We start from the raw sequence: 21,560 nt of genomic DNA, 5'->3' as shown, positions 1-21,560 counted from the left end.
GGCTACAGTGAATTCATGCCCGGACAGACCGGGCCATCACTTAAAAATTGCGGAGAAGAACATGAACACACTGAATGGCAAAATCGCGTTAGTTACCGGTGGCACTTCTGGTATTGGCCTGGCGGCCGTACAGGAACTGGCAGCCCAGGGCGCCCGAGTCTTTATTACTGGCCGTCGTCAGCCGGAACTTGACGCCGCCGTCGCCGCTATCGGTCCGGCGGCCACAGGTATTCGCGCAGACGCCTCTGTTTTAGCCGATTTGGACAATGTTTATGCCAGCATCGCCGATAAAGCAGGCCGTCTGGATATTCTGTTCGCCAATGCGGGCGGCGGTGATATGTTGCCGCTGGGTGCCATTACCGAAGAGCATTTCGATCGCATTTTCGGGACTAACGTGCGCGGCGTGCTGTTTACCGTGCAAAAAGCTTTGCCGCTGCTGAGTGATGGCGCGTCAGTGATCCTCACTGCTTCCACCACTTCAATTCAGGGCACGGCGGGCTTCAGCGTCTATAGCGCCAGCAAAGCAGCAGTGCGCAACTTTGCCCGCTCCTGGTCGCTGGATCTGAAGGAACGCGGCATCCGCGTTAACGTGGTTAGTCCGGGCCCGGTAAAAACGCCTGGTTTAGGCGAGCTGGTCAGTGAAGAAGAGCGCCAGGGACTGTTTGATTATCTGGCCGCGCAGGTGCCGCTGGGCCGTCTGGGCGAACCGGAAGAGATTGGCAAAGCGGTGGCGTTTCTGGCTTCCGACGCCGCCAGCTTTATTAATGCCACCGAACTCTTTGTCGACGGCGGCATGGCGCAGGTTTAACTACACAGCAAAACGGCGGCGCTAGCGCCGCCGTTTCAGCTTATTTCAGCGCTATACGCACCAGGCTGTCTTTGCCTTTAGTGGTGTCGTCTTTATTGAAGTCCTGCTTGAGCGTGACGTAAAGCGTTTGCCCATCCGGGGAAACCAGCAGGCTGTTCGGGCTGCTGCTGAATGACCAGCTATTCTTCACTGCATAGCTGGTTGCATCCAGCTGCAGCACTTTTTTCGATTCACGCTGGCTGATGTAAAGCTCATTGCGCTTCTCGTTGAATTTAATGCCCAGCGCGTCGCCATCGATGCGATGGATGACTTTGCCGCTGCGCTCGTCAAACACCAGCGTGGTTTTCGCTTTGGAGTTGTCGGTGACAAACAGACGTCCGGTAGCCGGATCTTCCGCCAGGTTCAGCAGCAGATACTCTTTGCCGTCGCCCACGGTCCAGCGCTTTTCAATTTTTTGCGTGTGTGGATTAATTACCAGTACTTCGCCGCCGCCGTTTGCCGCATAGATGCGGTCAGTAACCGGCGACCAGATAATGCCTGTTACCCACTTGCCAGCGTTTTTGATGGTTTTAGTCAGCTTCAGGGTTTTGGCATCCACAACCCAGATCACGCCCGGATCGCCTACGCCGCCAACGTAAAGTTTACCTTCGTGCCAGAAAATCTCGCGCGCGCCGTAGGGATAGCCCTCTTTAGCTTTCTCGCTAAATTGCAGGCGCTGCAGAATTTTGCCGCTTTCCGCATCGACTTTAGCAATAGCGCCATCCAGCGAATTGGTGGTGTAGAAGACGCTGCCGTCCGGATCGACCGCCATACCGAAGTTTTTCAGGTCGGTATGGGTTTCGCCGGTGGTGGCCAGCGTAGCGGGATCCAGGCGGTAAAGCAGGCCGCCGTTAACGTTTTTGAAAGCTTGCGCGCTGGCAACGTAGAGCGCTTTCGGCGTCCATGCCATTTCGTACAATCCATCACCTAACTCGCGCTGGATAACCCGGGTATCCGGCTTCGCCGCTGCGGTGCTGTTTACGGGCGCTTCTGGTTTTTTTGCCGGGGCCTGGCAAGCGGCCAGGCTGAATGCAGCGACGACTGCAAGGGCAGCCTTACGCGGACTAAAAGATTTCATGCAGGACTCCATCAATGGATAAAAAGTCGGTTAGCCGATAAAAAGAATGAGAAGCATACGCATTAGCAAAAGAGATGTAAATCTACATCAGTCAGTTACCGCGGTCTGACGTGAGGTGCCAGCCGCTTTTTTTTAGCAAAATTAACAAGTTGTTACATATTATTCATCAGGCACTTAGAGACTGGTTAAAAGCAAATACTTATCATTCACATTCTCACCTTTTCCCCTCACCTGTTGGTCGAGCCGGGCTGGGTGATATGCGCGTCCTCACGGGACAATAAAAAAAGCAGTGGCCTATCACTTATGAGAATTTTATGGCTTTCAATCGCAGGGAAAATGGCGCGCGGGCGCCAGTAAAAACTTTTACCGTCTCGCTGCTGGCGCTGGCGATCCACACTCAGTTCAATCCGGCACTGGCTGCCGACAACAGCCAGGCTACGCAGCAGGATTTGGTGGTTGAGGCGAATGCCGCTGACGGCGGTACCAGCGAGCAGCAGGATTACAGCGTTAAAACTACGCGGGCGGGCACGAAAATGTTGATGACGCCACGTGATGTGCCGCAGTCGCTTAGCGTGGTAACGAAACAGCGTATTCAGGATCAGAATTTACAGTCGGTCAGCGAAGTTTTGGACAACACCACCGGTGTAGCTTCCGAAATTATCGACAGCGAGCGCTCTTCTTATTTTTCGCGCGGCTTTCAGATTAGCAGCTTCACCTATGACGATATTCCTACCTCCGTTAGCGATACCTGGAACTTCGGCGACGCGGCGGAAGATACCGCAATTTACGATCGCATCGAGGTAGTGCGTGGCGCAACCGGCCTGATGACCGGCGCAGGCAGCCCCGCCGCTTCGGTAAACATGGTGCGAAAACATGCCGACAGTAAAGAATTTACCGGCACTGTTTCCGCCAGCTACGGCAGCTGGAACAAGCAGCGCTACGCCGTTGACGTTTCCGGCCCGCTGAGCGAGTCAGGCAACGTGCGTGGTCGCGTGGTAGCAGGCTATCAGGATCAGGACAGCTGGCTGGATCGCTATCACAAAACCAAAAAGTTTATCTATGGCGTGCTTGATGCCGACCTCACCGATAAGACAACCGTTTCTCTTGGCTACGACTATCAACAAACCAATACCGGCAATCCTACCTGGGGCGGCCTGCCGACCTGGTACAGCAATGGCACACGCACGCATTACGACCGCAGCACCAGCACGGCGGCGGACTGGACACGTTACAATGTTAATTCGCGCAAGGTTTTTGCCAATCTTAACCATAATTTTGACAACGGTTGGCTACTGCGCGTTAACGGCACTCATGCGGAAGAGACCTTTAACGATAAGTTGCTCTACCTGGAAGATTGGCCGGATGAACAAACGGGTGAAGGCACGCTGGGCTTCGGCAGCAAGGACAGAGGCAAGCGCAAGGTCGATTCCATCGACAGCTACGCCAGCGGGCCGTTCGAGCTATTTGGTCGCCAGCACGAGCTGGTAGCGGGCGTCAGCTACAGCCGCCAGCATAATGCCACTTACAGCAGCAACGGGCCTTATAACGAAGGTGAAATGGGCAGTTTCCACAACGGCTGGAACGGTAACGTGGATGAGCCTGAATGGGGCGACTGGTATCAGAATGCAGATGATGTAGTGCGCCAGAAAGCTGTTTACAGTGCGGCACGCTTCTCGCTGGCTGACCCGCTATCGCTAATTATTGGCGCGCGCTATACGCAGTGGAGCACGATGGGCAGCAGCGGCGACGTTAAGAAAAACAATATCACGCCATACGGCGGTCTGGTGTACGACATTGATGATACCTGGTCAGCCTATGCCAGCTACACTTCGATATTCCAGCCGCAGACCTACCGCACCAAAAATGGCGCTTATTTGTCGCCGGTGACAGGCAAGAATTATGAAACGGGTCTGAAATCCTCCTGGGATGATGGCCGCCTGACCGCCACTTTCGCCGTGTTCCGTATTGAGCAGGAGAATGCTGCGCAAACCGATGGCGACAACTACGTTAATAATTCCAGCGAGCAGGCTTACGTCGCGACTAAAGGCGCTGTCAGCAAAGGCGCAGAATTTGAGCTTAACGGTGCGGTGACGGATAATTTGCAGATGACCTTTGGCGCAACACGTTTTGTAGCAACGGATTCTACAGGTCGCTATAACAGCCAGATGCCGCAAACGCAGCTGAAGCTGTTTACTCGTTATCGCGTGCCGACGCTACCGGATCTGACCGTCGGCGGCGGCGTCAACTGGCAGAACCGCACCTTCCAGGACGCGACCGGGCCGGATGGCGAGACCAAACGCCTGTATCAGAGCAGCTATCCGCTGGCGAATCTGTTCGCCCGTTATCAGGTCACTAAGCAGCTGGCAGTACAGGCTAACGTCAATAATCTCTTTGACCGAACTTATACGACGTGGCTAAGCGACTCGGTAGTTTACGGCGCGCCGCGTAACTATGAAGTAAACCTTTCTTATACATTTTGAGTAGCGCCTGAGGCAGCAAGGCCAGAGAATTTTCTGGCCTTAAACGCAAACTTAAGCTCTAAAGCGCTTTTTTTGAAAGATATTTTTCTGAACGTGAACGACAATAATCTTCACACTAATTAGTTCAGGAGGATTTAATGTTTAATATTGGAAAGACAGCGGCAAGCTCAGCCCAGAGAAGCAACCCGGCCTATAGCGACAGCAACAAAACAAACAGCAATGTCAAAAGCTTTGCCAATAAGACTACCAGTGTGCATAACAGCTCTTCCGCTAACTTTAATATAAAAATATCGAACTCATCAAATGTCAGGATAGGTAATACCTATTATCCCGGCGGTTCTTCTTCAGGAAGATATAATTCAACAAGCGAAAAATCAACGGCCTCGGCCGGTGTAAAAAAACCGTCATCGCATTTTAATGATGTCAGGTCTGATAAGCCCGGCACGATAGTTATATCCGGTAAAAGCAATATCCATATTGGTAAGACTATCTATTACAATACAAAAAAATAGCTCCCGCAGGAGCTATTTCAGCGTGGGTCAGAACTTATAGCTGGCGGTCAGCGAGAAATTACGTGGTTCGCCATAAACAATATAATCGCTGACGTTAGTATCATATTCCTTATCGAACAGATTGTTGATATTCGCCTGCAAGGTCAGCTGTTTAGTAACCTGATAACGGCTAAACAGGTTAACCAGCGCGTAGCTGCCCTGCTCCGCGTGCCAGGTGCCGTTGCCTTCCGGCGCTCCGACATCCTGCCAGACGTGGGTCTGCCAGTTGACGCCACCACCCACTGTCAGCTGCTGCAATGCCGGCAAGCGATAGCTGGTAAACAGCTTCAGCGAAGTGCGCGGTAGCTGAGGATTCACCGCCTCACCATCACGATCTTCTGCGATATAGCGAGTGCCGCCTACGGTCATCTGCCAGTTGTCGGTCAGCGCGCCGTTAACTTCAAACTCTACTCCGCGGCTGACGGTACCGGATTTGCCAACGTAGGCTGTATCTGTCGTGCCTGCAATGGTCTGATTGGTGCTCTGCGCCACGTTATCCAGTTCGGTGCGGAACAGCGTTAGCGAGGTGGTCAGGCGGCTGTTAAACCAGTCAGATTTCAAACCGGTTTCGTAGTTTTTGCCGATAACCGGCGCCAGATAGCTGCCATTGACGTCACGATAGCTTTGCGGCTGGAACACTGACGTATAGCTACCGTAGGCCGACCAGTTTTCATTGATATCGTAAATCAGGCCGCCGTAAGGCGTGATGTTGTTCTTTTCCATATCCTCGGTGAGCGTGTTAGTGCTCCAGCGCGTGTAGCGTGCGCCAAGGATCAGGTGCAGCGGATCGGCTAATGAGATGCGGGTCGCTACATAGGCAGATTTCTGGCGAGTTGTATCCTGCTGGGAAAGCGTACGCTCGCTCCAGTCCGTTTCCGGGTATTGTCCGTTATAGCTGTTGAAGTCGCCGATCATATCGGAAGAGATATTTTCGAAGGTGCTGTAATAGGTGTTGCGCTGCTTACTGTAGCTAAGGCCCGCCATCAACTCATGCTGACGGCCAAAGAGTTCATAAGGACCGCTGGCGAAGGTATCTACCGAGTCAACTTTACGCTTGCCAGTGTTGTAACCGGTGCCGCCGATAACCGGATAGTTAGCGTAAGGCGATACGCCCGCGCCGGTATTTTTGTCAAAGTAACCGTCGATATAGAGCTGGCGGCTGTCGAGGAAGGTTTCGTTATGGGTGCCGTTCAGGGTCAGCATCCAGCCGTTATCGAAGCGCTGTTTAAGGTTAACAAAGACCTTTTTACTTTCTTTATCGTTATAGGCCCAGTCCGGCGCGGTGTTGTAGCCACGGCGATAGTGAGTGGCGGAACCATCGGTGTGCCAGCGAGGAACGCCGCTCCAGGTTGGGCTGTCGGCGTTGGTTTCCTGATATTCATAACCAGCGGAAAGCGTGGTGTAATCGCTCAGATCGGCATCAACCACGCCGTAGATAAATTTCTTCTCTGCGCTATAACGTTCAACAAAGCTGTCATTGTGCTGGTATCCCGCCACCATACGGCCGCGCACGTTGCCGGATTCGCTCAATGGTGCGGAGAGATCCGCTACGTAGCGCTGTTTGTTCCAGCTACCGTAGGTAGCAGAAAGGTCGCCGGTAAACTCTTTGCTGTCCGCATGCTTACGCACCATGTTCACAGCTGCTGAAGGGTTGCCTGCGCCGGTCATCAGGCCAGTTGCGCCGCGCACCACTTCAATACGCTCATACAACGCGGAATCTGTCTGGGCATCGCCCAGGTTCCAGCGACCTTCGAATACGGTCGGGATGCCATCGACCATGTAGTTGTCGATCAAAAAACCGCGCGCATAGTAAGTGCGGCGATCCATGTCCGCCACGCTTTGCGATATGCCGGTTGTGTTGTTTAACACATCACCCAACGATTGCAGCTGCTGATCTTCCATGCGCTGCTTGCTGATGATACTGACCGATTGAGGAATATCGCGGGCAATCAGCGGCATTTTAGTACCAGAAGAGGTAACAGGAACGCTGTAATCCGTGGCTGCAGTGTCGGTTGCGCTGTCGGACGCGGCGTTAACCGTTAGCGTCTGCTCTTTTGCGGTTTCGGCTGCTGTTGCAGTCGGCATTTGTAAAGCCATAGCGACCAGTGCGGCAACTACGGAGTAAGAAGTGCTGAACCCTTCTGCCCCGCCGCGCTGGCGGTTTTCCCTGTTAATGCGCTGAGCAAAAAACATCTGTACCTCGAAATTTTCATTATTTATGAGCGGGCTGTGCCGTTCTGCCACTGTTCTGTCCGCCGCTTTTTGCAGAATGGCCATCCGGCTTTACGGCCTTTGATACGGCCATCTACAAATGCGAATGAGAACTATAATTTTTTTTATTTGGCATGTAAAAGATTATTAATGAACTTTTCAAGATTTTGTAAGTCAGGCAGGTTGAGCGCTGTGGAGTCGTCAGAACCTCTGCCTGACTAGTGCTTTCTCTGAGGTTTAACTGAGTGGGAACTAATTGAGTTATTTAGTATGATGTAACTAAAAACAGAGCATATTCTCTCTGTACCATGTTATTCGTGGTAACGGACTTTTTCCTGCTGATAATCTGAAAGGGCCAGGCGCCACACCAGTTTTAGCTAGTAGCGGCGCCCTTGCAGAGGGATATTTAGCTTAAATTACCCCGACTGCCGTGATCGGTTGGCAAAGGTTTAACCATGTTGTGGATGCTCAGGCGATTTCTGCCCGCGCGATAAAACGGCAAATTTCTTTGATGAGCGCAGCGCCCGGCTCTCGTACAGCCGCAAGATGGTCACCTTCCGCTGTCAGCAAGGGAAAACTGCAATCGGCAGCCCAGCGGGCTATGGTCGGATAACAAAGATCTTCCCTGCCAGCCCAAAAAAGCGCGGGAACGGCCCTGCGCTTTAACTCTTCTTCAACTTGCTGCGGTTGCGACAACAAATCAAAAAAAGCGTTGAGGGCTGGTTCTTCCCGGGCAGAAACCCATCCCGCCAACTCAGGCGCAGTTTCACGGGCGAAAGTCATAAATTCAGCAAAGCTCAGCGCGCCATTGGGGCCTTGCGGTAGCCCATTTATGCAGTCCCAGCCACCAATAATCACCGAAGAAAGCCGCTGCGGGTAATATTTTAGCAGGCCAGCCGCCAGCCAACCGCCTGCGGAATAGCCCAGAATATGCGCCTTTGCATAGCCAAGGCGATCGAGGAGAGCAATAACAGCGGTAGCCATCGCCTGCTGGTTGTAGCCGTCGGGCCAGGCGAGACTGTGGCCATGACCTGGTAAATCAGGCATGACCACACGGTAATTTTGGCTCAGGGAAGCTGGCAATCCGCTTTGCTGCCAGCACTTTCCGTCCATCAACAAACCGTGCAGTAACACCACCAGCGGCCCCTTCCCTTGCTGATGAAAAAATAACTCTGTGTTATCAGTCATATAGCAGTTCCGTTTTAAGCTAAGTGAGAAAATACCCTACGCTATTTCTCAGCGTGGCGGAAGTTTTCCCTGCCTGGCGATAACGTTCCCCTGAAGTTAAATTCTACTTTGCGTTTTGCTTAGAATAGTATGATGTAACTAAAGTAGCAGACTGAGAACAATCACCGGCATCAGACAAGTTTTCGCCTTTAGCGCTATTGCTATTACTACGCGGCAAGGCCTGGCGCACCGTGCTTTCCCGCGATGATGACAGGAACGTCTGTTCTTTGCGCGTTTAGCGTAAATAAAGGTAATGAGCGCTATTTTAAGAAGAGACCTGACTGTTTTCGGCAACGCGCAGGCGCTAAAATAGCGTCTTAAAAGCCGCAGAGGATAGTGAGGTATAATGATCTGTCGTTTCACCCTGGCCGTAACCATGGCCGCCATAACGCTGACCGGCTGCACCAGCCATAAAAAAGACGAACCGGCCTCTTCATCGGTGACGGCATCGGCCGCTAACTTTTTTAAAGGCCCGGCACAGGTTTCAGCAGAAGATTTCACCACCGGCCCGACGCAGGTTAACGTTTCTCACGTAACCAGCCGTACGGATGACGGTTCCGCCGTTTACGTAACCGTAGACGGCAAAGACGCCGGCGCGCTGATCCGCGGACAGAGCCTGCAGCTGCACCTGCCTGCAGGCGAGCACCAGGTTGGCGGCTACGTCCCTACCCTGCTCGGTTTTGGCCGCGTAACTATCCCGGCAGTGAAAATCACCACTACCCCGGATAAGGTCAAGCAGGTAGCCTATTCCACCGCCGAGAAAAAGCCAGCCTTTACCGAGACTGATGCTGGCCAGGGCTAAGCCTCTCCGCGTTCAGGGCGGCCATAGTGGCCGCCCTGCAGTGGTTGCTAGCGGTCAAGCGCTACAGAACAGACGCCTTCAATATGCTTCAGGGTTGAATAAAGATCGTATACGGCCATTTTTCTGCGGGTGGTCATTCTCATATGCATAATAATCCGCCCTTTTTTGGCATCGTTTAGATTCAGCGTATCGATATAACACTGCTGCTTATGCATCCGGTCAAACACCAGAGGGATGCTGTCGCTGCTGTCGATGACCAGCCGAACCGTTACCCGATGAATGCTGCCGTCGCTGGCTTTAAAACGCGCAATCACGTGGCTGAACCGGATTGCTATTAAATAGAGCAGCGTGCCGAAAAGCGCGTAGAGATAGAAAGCGGAGCCGCAGGCTATACCTATGCCAGCCGAAGCCCAGATAATGGCGGCGGTGGTCAGGCCCGAAATACCATCGCCCTGACGATGCATAATGACGCCAGCCCCGAGAAACCCGATCCCGCTGATGATTTGCGCAGCCAGCCTCATTGGGTCAGTGCGAATATTGGCTGATATCTCCGCATAATGCTCTGCGGACTGAATAGAGACCTGGGTCAATAAACAGCTGGTTACGGCAATAATGATACAGGTCTTTATGCCTACGGGTTTATTTTTCGACTCTCTTTCCCAGCCAATTACGGCGCCCAGGATAAAGGAGGCGCTGAATTTTACTACTGCTTCCCACTGTTCCAGAAGGATAAGCAAATAATCCGGCAACCCTGCCATAAATCGATCTCCTTCAGGCCGCATCCTGTTCTGCTACAGTGTTAGCTGGTTGCACTTTAGGCTCGTTTTTAAATACCGCCAGGAAGACGATGGCCACGGCTGCCGCAATTGCCATGGGATAGAGCCAGAAAGATTGCCACTGCGGCAGGCTTTCCGTGCCGGTTGCGGTGACGGTGCGGTTAAAAATCTGGCCGCAAAGGGTAGAGGCGAACATTAATCCTATGCCATTGGAAACGATAAAACGTAAGCTTTGTGCCTGAGCTTTGATTTTTTCACCTGCTTTGCTGTCAACATAAATATCGCCAGCGGTAAAGAAGAAATCCCAACAAATGCCGTGCAGCAGCAGTGCGATAACCACAAAAGCCGTACTTTCCAAAGCTGCGGCCTGGGATAATAGCAGACAGCGAATGACCCAGCATATCGCGCCAGAAAGAATCACGACCTTGAAACCAAATTTAATCAGGAACAGGGATAAAAGCAGCATAAAAATGATTTCAGTTATCGAGCCAATCTGCATCATTGAAGCTGCGTTATCAAAACCCAGCGAGCTAATAAACACCGGAATATAAGCGACGTAAGCTGTTTTAGTCACCATTAAAAAGAAAGTGCTGAGCATAAACAGGCTAAAATATTTATCCTTAAAGAGAGAGAGCGCATCCAGGCAAAGCAAATCGCGAATGGCGAATTTATCGCCATGGGCTTTCGGCGGCGTTTTCGGCAGGGTGAAACAATAGAGCCCTAATGCCAGCCCGGCGCCCGAGGCGATATACCAGGTCATGGTACTGCCGGAGTAGCCGAGCTGGCCGAGTATAAAACCGATAGCCATAAAGCCAATAGTGCCGAATCCCCTGACGGCCGGGAACAGTTTTACCCCACTGATATGCCGGAAACTGATACTGTTGGCCAGCGCAACGGTAGGATAAAAAAGCAGCCCGACTAAAAATATTGCCACAATCAACAGCGTTTCGTTACGGCTTTCAAATAGTTGTGGGATTAGCAGCAGCATACCGGCGTTGATTAAATGCAGCGTGCCCATGACTTTTTGCGAAGAGAAAAAACGGTCGGCAATCATGCCGGTAAACAGCGGAGAAAGGATGGTGGCTAAGCCCAAAGCGCCGTAAGCAGTACCAATAATATCGGACATGCCGTAAGTGCTTAAAACCAGCCCCAGCGTCATGCTCCAGGCACCTTGTACAAAATATTGCATAAACATCATCATAAACAGACGGGGTGTCTTTGCCATTTCCATATTAAGACCCTTTTAAATTTCCATTTTCAGGCCGTCCCAGGCGACAAGAATGCCGTGAGAAAGCATAAGTTTTTCCAGTTCCTGATGATTCATTTTGACATTATGAGAAATATGCGACAAAACCAGCTGGCTCTGGTCATCATGGCAGCCCAGTTCTTTTAACTTTTCCTGCGCAGCCAGGATTGCTTCTATACTCATATGATTATTGGGATGGGTTTCGCCATTAAAGCCCAGCGTACATTCCAGCACGGTTAAATCGATATGTTTTCCCGCCAGCCATTGCCAGGTAAGTTCAGGAAACCAGCCTGAGTCATGGCCGTAAAAAAGCGATTTACCGTCTTTTTCAATAAACCACAGATAGCAAAACTCCCAAACGGCATGATTCGCCAGCAGCGGCGTTAAACGATACCCCCCTCTTTCGATGGTAATAAAAGGAACGGCCAGATTGAGTTTAAATCGCTCCTGACTATAGCCCGACAATAACCTGGCGCACTCGCTAATAGCTATATCGTTACCATACAAATTTAGCGTCTGGTTTATGCCATGACCGAAACCGACCATGCGGCTGTAAAGGTCGCCAATATTAAAATGGTCGGGATGAGTGTGGGTAAAAAGCAAATCGGTAATCTTTCTGGCATCGATACCGTCGCGCGCAAGCTGACAGGTAAACTCTGGGGAAATATCGATCTGTATTTGCCTGTCAACCAGGGCGGATGACCGCGTTCGTCTGTGCTTACCGGGTGCGCTTCTGGCCTGCTCGCAGACAGCGCATGAGCAATAAACATTGGGAATGCCTTCTGAAGCGGCCGTCCCCAGAAAATGAATCTCCATACTCTTTATCTTCCATGTTGTCCCTTGACACAGGCGAGTTAACTCCCGGTTTTGGTACGTGTCAATTTTGCCTGCGCAAAGTGTAATATCCCTCACAATTTTTTAGCCCGACCCTACCGGGTAGTTCACTGTGCTTCCGTTCATTCTGTTCATGCTTTCAGGCAAATGGTAAGCTCGGCGCGATTGATTGATGAGGTACTGGATGGCAACAATAAAGGATATCGCCAGGCTTGCCGGCGTGTCACATGGAACGGTTTCCAATGTGCTTAATCAGCGCGGTAACGTAAGCGCTGCAAAGATCGAAAAGGTGAAAGCGGCGGCGAAGCAGTTGGGCTATCGGGTTAACGCTCAGGCAAAATTATTACGCGGCGGCGCTTCAAAGTCCGTCGCGGTGATATTGCCCACGCTTTCTGGCGAGCGCTATCGCCTGGTGTATGAAGGCCTGACGCGTTTTTTACTCGGCCAGGGCTACATTGCCGATCTTTATTTAACCTTTGACCGTGAAGAGACGGAAAAACAAGCTCTGGCTAATCTGGCTGGCCGCCAGTATGAGGGCGTAATGGCGATTAGCTGCCTCGGGGACGCCAGCCTGTATTACCAGAAGCTGGCCGTTCCCGCCCGGAATATTATTTTTGTTTACCGAAATCTGGCAAACGCGCAACATTTTCTCGATGTGGATATGGCAGCCGCTGCTAATTACCTCGCCGCCCTTATCAGTAATAAAAATTATGCAAACCTTGCCGTTTTCACCGATCGCTATTCCTGCGCTGCCGCCAGTCAATTCACGCAGACATTGGAAAAAGCTTTATCCTCCCCGGTTCGCCTGCGTTTTATCGTCTCTCGCGATGAAGAATGTCACAAAGCGGCCTTCGGGTTGCTTAGTGCGCCCATGCCTGATGCCGTGATCTGCGCCGATATTGAGAAAGTGCGCCATATCAGGAACGCCTTTCATCTGGGCAGTCTGCTGGAGAGTCCGCCTGTTTACGCCTTATGCGGTGAAGAGTTACGCCTGGAGCAAAATCTCTGTTGCTACGCCATGAATTACCAGGAGCTGGGGAAAAAAGTTGCCCAGTCGCTGCTCTGTCACCCGGAGCAATTCAGCAAGCCGGAACCGGCGATCAATGATGACTACAGGCAGATGTTGCCGCCTGCCGCACCGCACCGCCATAAACTGGATTTGCTGACGATCCCCAGCCCTTCTACGGATGCGTTAGAGAAGCTGCTGCCCCATTTTTTCCGGCTTTCCGGCATTGAAGTGGCCCTGACTCGCCTGCCATTTGACCAGTTGGCCGCCGTGGTCGAAGAACAGGAGCAGGCCAGGAATTACGATCTGCTAAGAATAGATATGGCTACCTTTCCCGGTCTGGCCGAAAAGGTTTTTGCGCCTTTGCAGAAGGTCTCGCCCGATTTGCCCGCGCTGCTCGATCGCTTTCCTGACGATGTGGTAAAGCGCTACAGCATAATCAGAGGGACGCCCTGCGCTATCCCTTTCGATCCCAGCATTCAATTGCTGTTTTATCGCCGCGATATTTTCGAAGATCAAAAAATCAGGCGGCTCTACTTCGAGCAGTTTCGCCAGCAAATGGCGGTGCCGGAAACTTTTGAGCAGTACGATCGGCTGCTGGCATTTTTCGCGTCGCTGCGCGAGAAAGGAGAAACAGATGTCGCTGGCTCCTGCTCGACGCTGGGCGGCGCAGAGATGATTGCCTCAGAGTTTATGCTGCGCTATTACGCTGGCGGCGGCCGATTACTGCATAAAAACGGACGCGCCTTTTTAGAACCATCGATAGCGATTCCCGCGCTTGAACGCTATCTTGCTGCGCTGAAGCATAGTCTGCCTTTGCACAGTAACTGGTGGCGAGATTCCGTAGTGAGTTTCGAGCGCGGCGAACTGGCGATGCTAATTGTCTATATGCATCTTTTCAGCGAGGTTGCGCATGGCGAAATGGCGCCGCTGATCGGCTTTGGCGCCGTGCCCGGTGGCGTGCCTCTGCCTGGCGGAGGCGCTATTGGCGTGTCGCGACACTCAGCCAAAAAAGCTCAGGCGGCAGCATTTTTAAAGTGGCTGTTTTCATCGACCATTACCGAACAGTTTGTATTGCTCGGCGGCAGCTCTGCTTCTTTGATCCAGCACCAAAATCCCGCGATTAAAGAAGCTTATCCCTGGCTCAGGCTCGCCAGACATGCTGCCAGTGGTGGTATAAGGGAAAGCTATACGCCTGATGGCGAGCATTTCGATTTGTTCAGAGCAGAAAAAACAATTGGTGAAAGCGTGGCTGATGCTATTGATAAACTGATAACGGCAGAAGAAACGATTACAAGAATAAATCAGGCGTTAACGATCCAGCGTGACATAATAAACCGCTAAATTGTCGCCTTTCTGCTCTTATCCAGTCAATCAGCGATAAACGCGTATGGCACAAAATTCCAGGTAAAATGGCACACCATCACCGGTCTGCCATCATCATTACTCTGTAAAGTCGCTATCCAGCTGCGGAAAATAAATTATTCAGCCGGTTCCATTTTCCATTCGGCCCAATCGTTTATAACTTTGGTGGCGCTAAGTACACCATAAGGTTTATCATAATATAGTTTTTCATTATTGAATTGAGTATAGGTTGTGTCTTTTCCAAAATTGAGTGCCCTTAGGTGACCAAAAGGCGTATACAAAATTACCCACCCTACAATTATCAGTAAACTTGTAATAAGAAGAATAGCCATCTTTTGCACTAATACAGCTTCTTTTATCATGAGAATAAAGCTGTATAGCGGCACCAGTATCATCAGAATTTACTACTCGCGTATTAAATTCTTTGTAATAATTATAGAGCTGATCAGCATCGCAGCGATAAACCCATGGATATTGAGTATAAGGATTATCCCAGAGGCAAACCTGCCCTCCCCACCATGCTGAAGAATCGCCATCCCAGCCTTTGATATTGACGGTTGAAAAATAAGGCCGTTTATAATATTCCAAACTCCAGGAAAGAGATGACTGCATCTCTTTTAAGGGAAATCTTGGATTAGGCATTGCTTTTTTATCAAGCTTGCCTATTTTATCGAACCAGGTATCAATGCTGTCTGTATCATCGGCGGTAATAATATTAGAACCAATACCATGATTCCATGCTAAGTTTTCACGCATATCCTCTTTCTCATTCTTGGCAAGCTTGTCATCAAGCGTATAACAGCAGCGTGAATCATTATTATAAAAAGCCTTGGTAATATCACTATGGTTACCTGGCTTCGCTATGTTCGGCACCGTTATACCGGCAATTATTCCTTTTTTCCACATATTGCGGTCAGTTACTGGAACATAAGTCCCCAACGCTTTTTGATATTTCTTGACTATAGCGACCCAGTATGCAGGCGTACCCGGCACGGTATTTTTTATATCCAGACTTGTCGGTTCCTCATACTTTCCCTGTTTAGATATTTTAGTAACTTTATCGATAAAACCACTGTTTGTGCTTTTAATTACTATTTCCACATTCGGCACAGCTCCGCCCGGCGTATTCGACCAGGCATACACCGCTCTGCTTGCGTTATCATATAGCTCCATGTCAGGAGGATTGGGGAGATTTTCAGCTAAGCGGTTAATCCTGTCTGCCGCAAACGGGGACATTACGGGGTTAGCCATAATTATTTTATTGATGCCTGCCTCGCGCAGACCTTTGTGCCAATGTGCAGGCGTTGGAAACTCAGCCATATTAAATTTTATAATGAAGCGGTCCAGCAGTTCAGGATGCGCTGCCGCCCGGTCATTAATAACTTTCGCCACCCTCAATATAGCCTTTGGATCTTTAACCTCCAAATAAAACTGTGACTGTCCATCCTGATAAATATAGTCTTCAATAAGTTCCTGCACGGTAATGATGGTGTCATCCGTTGGTTGACGCTGCGGATTAAGCAGCTTTTTATTTTTTAGCTCACCCAGCGTCATCTCATCTAAACGTTTATTCGGGCCAGTGTTTCTGTCCGGATTATAATCAGGCTCCATCATTTTACCAATATGCGTATCGTGAAAGATAACCATTTCACCATCCTTGGTTGTTAATACATCCGTCTCAATGGCTACACGGCATTTTTGATAGGACTTCCTGAATGCTGACAGGCTATTTTCTGCAATGTCCGCATCTAAATCACCTCGATGACGCACTGTCATAACCTTGTCCGTTTCGCCAATTGTCTCCAGTTCCTCGTATAGCACATCTCCAGAAGGACACTTTTCACCAGCGCCTTTTTTATCAGAAAGATATAAATTCCTTTTTTTTCGTGCAGGCTCAAATAAGGTGAAACGGTTATCTTTGAAAGATATAAATATTTTTTTATTACTTTCTCCTTTGATTAATAATTTATTGCCCTGCTCCTCGATTTTTACAAAACCATCTCTGGCAAGTATATACATATTATTGTTTTTGTCAGTCCTTATTCCACGACGATCAGGCGCCGTCAACAAACTTCTGTCTATATCGCTGGCTAGCATAGCTGGGGTTATTCTGGCAGCTAATTCTGGAGAAAGATGAACGGAGTCTGGTTTTTCAAACATCCACCTTGTGCCACTCCATGCTACAGGATACCCTTTTTTTTCGGGATGGTTACGATCAAACACCTCATACAACACCCCGCTTCCTTGATGCTTGTAATTTCTTACAGGAACAAGTTTTCCGTATATTTCTATATAGCGTTCGTCAAAAGAAGATACATTTTCATCTTCGACTTTAGAAAAAATTACAGCATCACCATAATAAATTCTGTTATTTGTCAGCGATCCCCGATAGTTCCCTTTAGGGTCTATTTTTATTGCCAGCTCTGTAATGACTTCCTCTTCTTCCTGGCTAAAAGCAGACCACCCTTTGTATTTATCAACATGCCAGGTTTTAGAAAGAGGATCCATATATACAGGCAAGTATTCCTTTATACCATCCTTGGTAAGGTAACCAATTACCTTTTTATCACCTGTAGAGTCATAGATATTGTAATAGTCGCCATAGAGATCTATCTTTTTACCACCTTCTTCACTCACTACGTTCAGTTTTTCATGACTCATACGGTTTTTATATCGCCAAACAGAATGTTCCTCATCAAAAATCACTCTGTCCAGAGACTGATTTTCCTCTTGCCCGCCAGGCTGATAAATCACAAATTCATTTGGTATTTCTGTTCTTTTAAGATAAGTTTTGTTATTATCATTAGCCGTATATTTTTCTTCCCCACGCAACAGAATCAAATTTATGTCTGTTCTGATGCCATTTTGTGGATTCAAAGTATAGAAGGCTGCATTATCATTCGCGGCGAGTGAATTTTTCAGTTCCGCAGGTTTCGGAAGGGTTTTCCCTGGTCTTAATGAATAATAATCTCTGTCATTCGCTACTGCTAAACCAGCAACAGGAAATCTATTATTATGACGATGACAAAGATCATCATCTGTATTTTTCCTGTACGCTTCACGCTTTGCATCAATTAGCAACTTCCCGGTTAAGGAATCAATACCTATGAGCATAACGTCTGCAGAGATAGCATTTTTATTTTCTTGATTACTCCCCTTTTGGGAAGGTGAGCCCTCAGCTAAATCATAAACTTCGTTGAATGTTGGATCACTCTGTTTCTCCTGAAAAAGTAGAGCATAACCCATTTTATTACCTTTGCCATCTAATACTGTTTCAACCAGATTACATTGATTAAATGCTTCCTTGCCATTTGCAGCCCGGGCGTAGCTATTTTCTAAAGGAGAGATGATAATCGGATTTTCTGACGCCTGCGCCTTCATATAATATTCAAAGTTACTGGCGTCGTCCTGTGATAACTCACTATTCTTCAGCAAGTTATCCTTCAAGTTGGTAATGGTTTTTTTTATTTCTTCTTCACTTTTGACCTGATAAATATTATTCTTTTTATCTTTATAAACACCTTTTATATGCGGCATCGAGGCCGCGTCAACACCGCTAAAGGGGTTAAAGGAATTTTTCTTATAGCCTGAGGTAAAGGCTACCGGATTTTCTAATATTTTATGAGGGAGCATCCCCCCCATTTTTGGTATCGGTGGTACTTTATCGTTATAATTGGTGATCTGTCTGTCACTATTAGCGACACCAGGAGCCATATTAACCCCACGTACCTGTGCCATTAGCAGCATAAACATGAGAAGATTAGCTTTGTTACTGTGCCTGGCTGTAGATGTATTTGGCCGAGGGATGAACGCTGCGCTATTATTATTAAGGCTAAAAGGCACACGCGAATAATTGCAGTACTTTGCGAATTTTTTTTCAGGATGGTTGGGATTATATCTCTTATTTTTACAAAGCCTATTTCTCTTGTTATCTAATTTATTTTGGTATTTACCGATTTGAGCGCGACACTCAGGATATGAAACTGGCATGACTTTTCCTTCTTGTAAGCTAAATTCAGACGGAATTTATACTGCATATTAAGAAGGTAAACTTATATAAAAAGCTCTTTTATTATTAACTAACCTTAACTCCTCTACCAACAGTAAGTGGTACATTGCACTATTGTTTTTTTATTTCACATTTGTTGATTGTGATAAGGCTAAAAGAAACTGCACATAGTAAACGAGGTTGATGGCAAACCCGAGGTCGCTTTTAAACCAGCGACAGAGCAGCAGAGGCAGAACGGAACACAGACACACCGTGAATCTCTGAGAGCTCGGGTGTCACGTCCATGCGCCAAACGGTCCGCATATTCGCTCTGCCTGCGCTGCTAAAAACCGCCGCGTCGCTGCAAAAAACAGATGCTCACCTGAGCTTTTTTAAGCTTATCAGCAGTCCGAGAAAACATAGATTTATAATGATCGCATTCGCATATTGTATTTATTTTCTGACATTTCCAATATATGAAAACCCCGATTTTTACATCGGGGCTTATTATTTAGCTTACAAAATAGGCAATCTTTGACGCTATCAGAAATCCGCTTTTAGCACGACGCGGTAGTTGGCTTTACCGGCGCGCACGTGATCCAGCGCATCGTTGATTTTCGACATGGGGAAATATTCCACGCGCGGTGCGATATCGCGACGGGAAGCCAGCTTCAGCAGCGAACGGAGCTGGCCCGGAGAGCCGGTAGAGGAACCGGTCAGCGCTTTGTCGCCCATAATTAGCTGGAAAGCAGAGACCTCAAAAGGTTTCAGTACCGCGCCCACGGTATGGAATTTGCCTTTTGGCGCCAGCGCGTCGAAATAAGGTTTCCAGTCCAGATCCACTGCCACGGTGCTGATAATCAGATCGAAGCGGCCTGCCTGGCTTTTCAGCGCTTCTGCATCGCGACTGTTGACTACTTCATCCGCGCCCATTTCCAGAATGGATTGCTTTTTGTCCGGCGTGGAGCTGAAGGCAACGACTTCCGCGCCCATCGCGCGCAGGATTTTAATAGCGATATGGCCCAGGCCGCCGATACCGATAACGCCTACGCGGCTGGTCGCCGTGATGTTGCTCATCAGCAGCGGTTTGAATACGGTAATGCCACCGCACAGCAGTGGGCCAGCGGTTGACGCATCCAGATTTTCCGGTAGCGGGATTACCCATTGCCAGTCGGCGCGCAGCTTCTCGGCAAAGCCACCGTTGTTGAGAATAGTCGGGACAGAACCCTGCTCGCAGTTTACCTGCTCGCCGTTGATGCAGGCATCACAGTGCTGGCAGCTTTTTGCCGTCCAGCCGATACCCACGCGCTGGCCTACGGAAAGACCTTTGCTTTTTGCCGCTTCGCCCATGGCGGAAACGCGGCCAATGACTTCGTGGCCGGCAATTGTCGGATAGCGGGAAATGCCCCACTCATTATCAATCATAGAGAGATCGGAGTGGCAGACGCCGCAATATTCCACCTCGACTTCCACTTCCTCTGCGCTGAGTTCCGGCGCGTCATACTCATACAGCTCCAGCGCTTTTCCGGCTTCCATGGCTGCATAGCTTTTGATTTTCATTCTCTCTTCCTCTGGTTCTGTTAACGCACTGAGTTTAGCAAAGCTCGCCGGACGGCCAGGAAGCGAAATGAGTCATCAGGCATGGGGAGTGTATCAGGATGTAAAAGTTGGCGGCGGATGCCGCAATTCGTTCACTATTGCGGCATCCGCCCCGAGGCTTATTTCGTCAGCTGCTGGGTAACGTTGCCGATTGCCTCGACCACTTGTTCCGAATTGGTCTGAATATTGACGATAACGTCTCCGGCTTCCCGTACCAGTGTGACGCCGCTATCGGCTCGCGCCAGGTTGGCGGTAATATTTTTTTGCGCCAGGATGGCCAACTGCTGGTTACGATCCACCACGCTGGCGATTTCCTGGCTGGCGCTGTTGATGTTCGCCGCCAGGCTGCGAACTTCATTAGCCACCACAGCGAAGCTGCGTCCGTGCGTACCGGCTCGGGCCGCTTCAACAGCTGCGTTCAGCGCCAGCAGGTTGGTTTGGTTAGCGATAGCACGGATAGTTTCCACAATTACGCCAATTTGCGCGGACTGCGAGCTCAGGCCATTAATGTCTTCAGAGACTTTATGCAGCTCGCTGGCAATTTCGTTCATACGCGTCACGCTGTTCTCAATAACGCTGACGCCAAGCCGCGTGTTTTGACTGGTTTCCAGCGCAGCCTTGTAAGCGTGCTCGACCGCTTCCCGCTCCTGCTGATTCTTTTTTACCTGCTCAGTAACGTCGGTGGCGAACTTTACTATTTCATAAAGTTCATTGTTGGCGTCAAAAATGGGGTTATAGGTGGCGCGTAGCCAGATGGTCTCGCCTTTGCTGTTAACACGGGGAAACTGGCCGGAAACAAAATCGCCTCTTCGTAGCTTTTGCCAGAATTCGCTGTATTCGCGGCTGTTGTACACTTCCGGCGCGCAAAACATTCTGTGGTGGCGCCCGACTACCTGCTCCTGGCTGTAGCCAGTGGTTTTTAAAAAATTACGGTTGGCGCGCAGGATTTCGCCCTTCAGGTTAAAAGCGATTACCGCCATAGAACGGCTGATGGCATTAGTCATTGCCCGCAGCTCCTGCGCATCCTGCACGCGATCGGTAATATCGGAAGCGAGCTTGACGATTTTAATCACACGCCCGTGACGATCCTGTACCGGCACATAGTTGGCTTCCAGCCAGACGGGCCGGCTGTGCTTCGCCAGGCGTAAAAACTTATCGCTAAAGCTTTCGCCGCGCGCAAGGCGTTGCCAGAACTGCCCGTACTCCGGCGAGCGGATCAGGTCATCAGGGCAGAATATCCGATGATGCTGTCCCACCACCTCGCTAAGGCTGTAGCCCATTTTTTCCAGAAAAAGCGCGTTAGCCGTGAGGATGCGGCCATCGGGCGTGAACTCGACCATGGCGATAGCGTCGCTCAGCGAACTAAGCGTGGCGCGCGGCCGGCCTGCCGAAGCATTCAGCCGGGAGAGTAACCCTGATTTAATGGTGCCGATCATGTTGTAACCTTTTGTCATATTTATGGTATTCGTCACAAAAGCGTTATCGGCAGCGGGCGTCAAAAATTAACGATAAGATAAACTATCGCTGCAATCGTCGGCGGTTTTTTCGCC

The 21,560-nt window shown here is 49.7% G+C and carries 14 protein-coding genes; 5 read left to right on the top strand and 9 right to left on the bottom strand.

The genetic code is table 11. From position 1 onward, the window contains the following. Positions 1–61 precede the first annotated feature (61 nt). Complete coding sequence (locus tag ACETPC_RS02445; protein ID WP_380178257.1) at positions 62–808, top strand: SDR family oxidoreductase; 747 nt, start codon at positions 62–64, stop codon at positions 806–808. 40 nt (positions 809–848) lie between these two features. On the opposite strand, the gene ACETPC_RS02440 is transcribed toward ACETPC_RS02445, so the two are convergent. After that, positions 849–1,925 carry a YncE family protein gene (locus tag ACETPC_RS02440; RefSeq protein ID WP_380178256.1) on the bottom strand — a complete coding sequence of 359 codons (1,077 nt, stop codon included), beginning with the start codon at positions 1,923–1,925 and terminating at the stop codon, positions 849–851. A gap of 314 nt (positions 1,926–2,239) precedes the next feature. On the opposite strand from ACETPC_RS02440, the gene fhuE (ACETPC_RS02435) reads away from it, so the two are divergent. Together fhuE (ACETPC_RS02435) and ACETPC_RS02430 are read left to right on the top strand one after the other, a co-directional pair. After that, complete coding sequence (gene fhuE / locus ACETPC_RS02435; RefSeq protein WP_380178254.1) at positions 2,240–4,405, top strand: ferric-rhodotorulic acid/ferric-coprogen receptor FhuE; 2,166 nt, start codon at positions 2,240–2,242, stop codon at positions 4,403–4,405. Between the two features lie 137 nt (positions 4,406–4,542). Then, the gene (locus ACETPC_RS02430; protein WP_380178252.1) at positions 4,543–4,917 is read left to right on the top strand and encodes a hypothetical protein; all 375 of its coding nucleotides are present in this window, start codon (positions 4,543–4,545) and stop codon (positions 4,915–4,917) included. 27 nt (positions 4,918–4,944) lie between these two features. Here ACETPC_RS02430 and fhuE (ACETPC_RS02425) read toward each other — a convergent pair whose 3' ends face one another. Both fhuE (ACETPC_RS02425) and ACETPC_RS02420 read right to left on the bottom strand, forming a co-directional pair. Further along, the gene (fhuE, locus tag ACETPC_RS02425; protein WP_380178251.1) at positions 4,945–7,149 is read right to left on the bottom strand and encodes a ferric-rhodotorulic acid/ferric-coprogen receptor FhuE; all 2,205 of its coding nucleotides are present in this window, start codon (positions 7,147–7,149) and stop codon (positions 4,945–4,947) included. Positions 7,150–7,635: 486 nt separating this feature from the next. Next, complete coding sequence (locus ACETPC_RS02420; protein ID WP_380178250.1) at positions 7,636–8,355, bottom strand: alpha/beta fold hydrolase; 720 nt, start codon at positions 8,353–8,355, stop codon at positions 7,636–7,638. Between the two features lie 385 nt (positions 8,356–8,740). Between ACETPC_RS02420 and ACETPC_RS02415 the strand changes: the two genes are divergently transcribed. Next, complete coding sequence (locus tag ACETPC_RS02415; RefSeq protein WP_380178249.1) at positions 8,741–9,196, top strand: hypothetical protein; 456 nt, start codon at positions 8,741–8,743, stop codon at positions 9,194–9,196. A gap of 47 nt (positions 9,197–9,243) precedes the next feature. On the opposite strand, the gene ACETPC_RS02410 is transcribed toward ACETPC_RS02415, so the two are convergent. From ACETPC_RS02410 to ACETPC_RS02400, 3 genes are read right to left on the bottom strand one after another with little or no spacing between them, the layout of a single operon-like run. Then, positions 9,244–9,954, bottom strand: coding sequence for an MgtC/SapB family protein (locus tag ACETPC_RS02410; RefSeq protein WP_380178248.1), 711 nt, complete (start codon positions 9,952–9,954; stop codon positions 9,244–9,246). Between the two features lie 13 nt (positions 9,955–9,967). Then, positions 9,968–11,203: an MFS transporter gene (locus ACETPC_RS02405; RefSeq protein WP_380178247.1), complete on the bottom strand. Its 1,236-nt coding sequence runs from the start codon at positions 11,201–11,203 to the stop codon at positions 9,968–9,970. Positions 11,204–11,215: 12 nt separating this feature from the next. After that, positions 11,216–12,034, bottom strand: a complete 819-nt coding sequence (locus ACETPC_RS02400) for an MBL fold metallo-hydrolase (RefSeq protein ID WP_380178246.1) — start codon at positions 12,032–12,034, stop codon at positions 11,216–11,218. Positions 12,035–12,236: 202 nt separating this feature from the next. On the opposite strand from ACETPC_RS02400, the gene ACETPC_RS02395 reads away from it, so the two are divergent. Beyond that, positions 12,237–14,402, top strand: a complete 2,166-nt coding sequence (locus ACETPC_RS02395) for an extracellular solute-binding protein (RefSeq protein ID WP_380178244.1) — start codon at positions 12,237–12,239, stop codon at positions 14,400–14,402. Positions 14,403–14,633: 231 nt separating this feature from the next. Here the strand turns inward: ACETPC_RS02395 and ACETPC_RS02390 are convergent, their stop codons facing one another. From ACETPC_RS02390 to ACETPC_RS02380, 3 genes are all read right to left on the bottom strand, one after another. Continuing rightward, positions 14,634–18,413: a glycerophosphodiester phosphodiesterase family protein gene (locus ACETPC_RS02390; RefSeq protein WP_380178243.1), complete on the bottom strand. Its 3,780-nt coding sequence runs from the start codon at positions 18,411–18,413 to the stop codon at positions 14,634–14,636. Between the two features lie 541 nt (positions 18,414–18,954). Beyond that, the gene (locus ACETPC_RS02385; RefSeq protein WP_380178242.1) at positions 18,955–19,971 is read right to left on the bottom strand and encodes an NAD(P)-dependent alcohol dehydrogenase; all 1,017 of its coding nucleotides are present in this window, start codon (positions 19,969–19,971) and stop codon (positions 18,955–18,957) included. Between the two features lie 158 nt (positions 19,972–20,129). Continuing rightward, positions 20,130–21,446 (bottom strand): PAS domain S-box protein, encoded by a 1,317-nt coding sequence (locus ACETPC_RS02380; protein ID WP_380178844.1) that lies wholly within the window; start codon positions 21,444–21,446, stop codon positions 20,130–20,132. Positions 21,447–21,560 lie beyond the last annotated feature (114 nt).

The organism is Pantoea sp. sgz302252 (assembly GCF_042610525.1).
Classification (GTDB): Bacteria; Pseudomonadota; Gammaproteobacteria; order Enterobacterales; family Enterobacteriaceae; genus Erwinia.
This window is presented reverse-complemented; position numbering and strand designations above follow the sequence as displayed.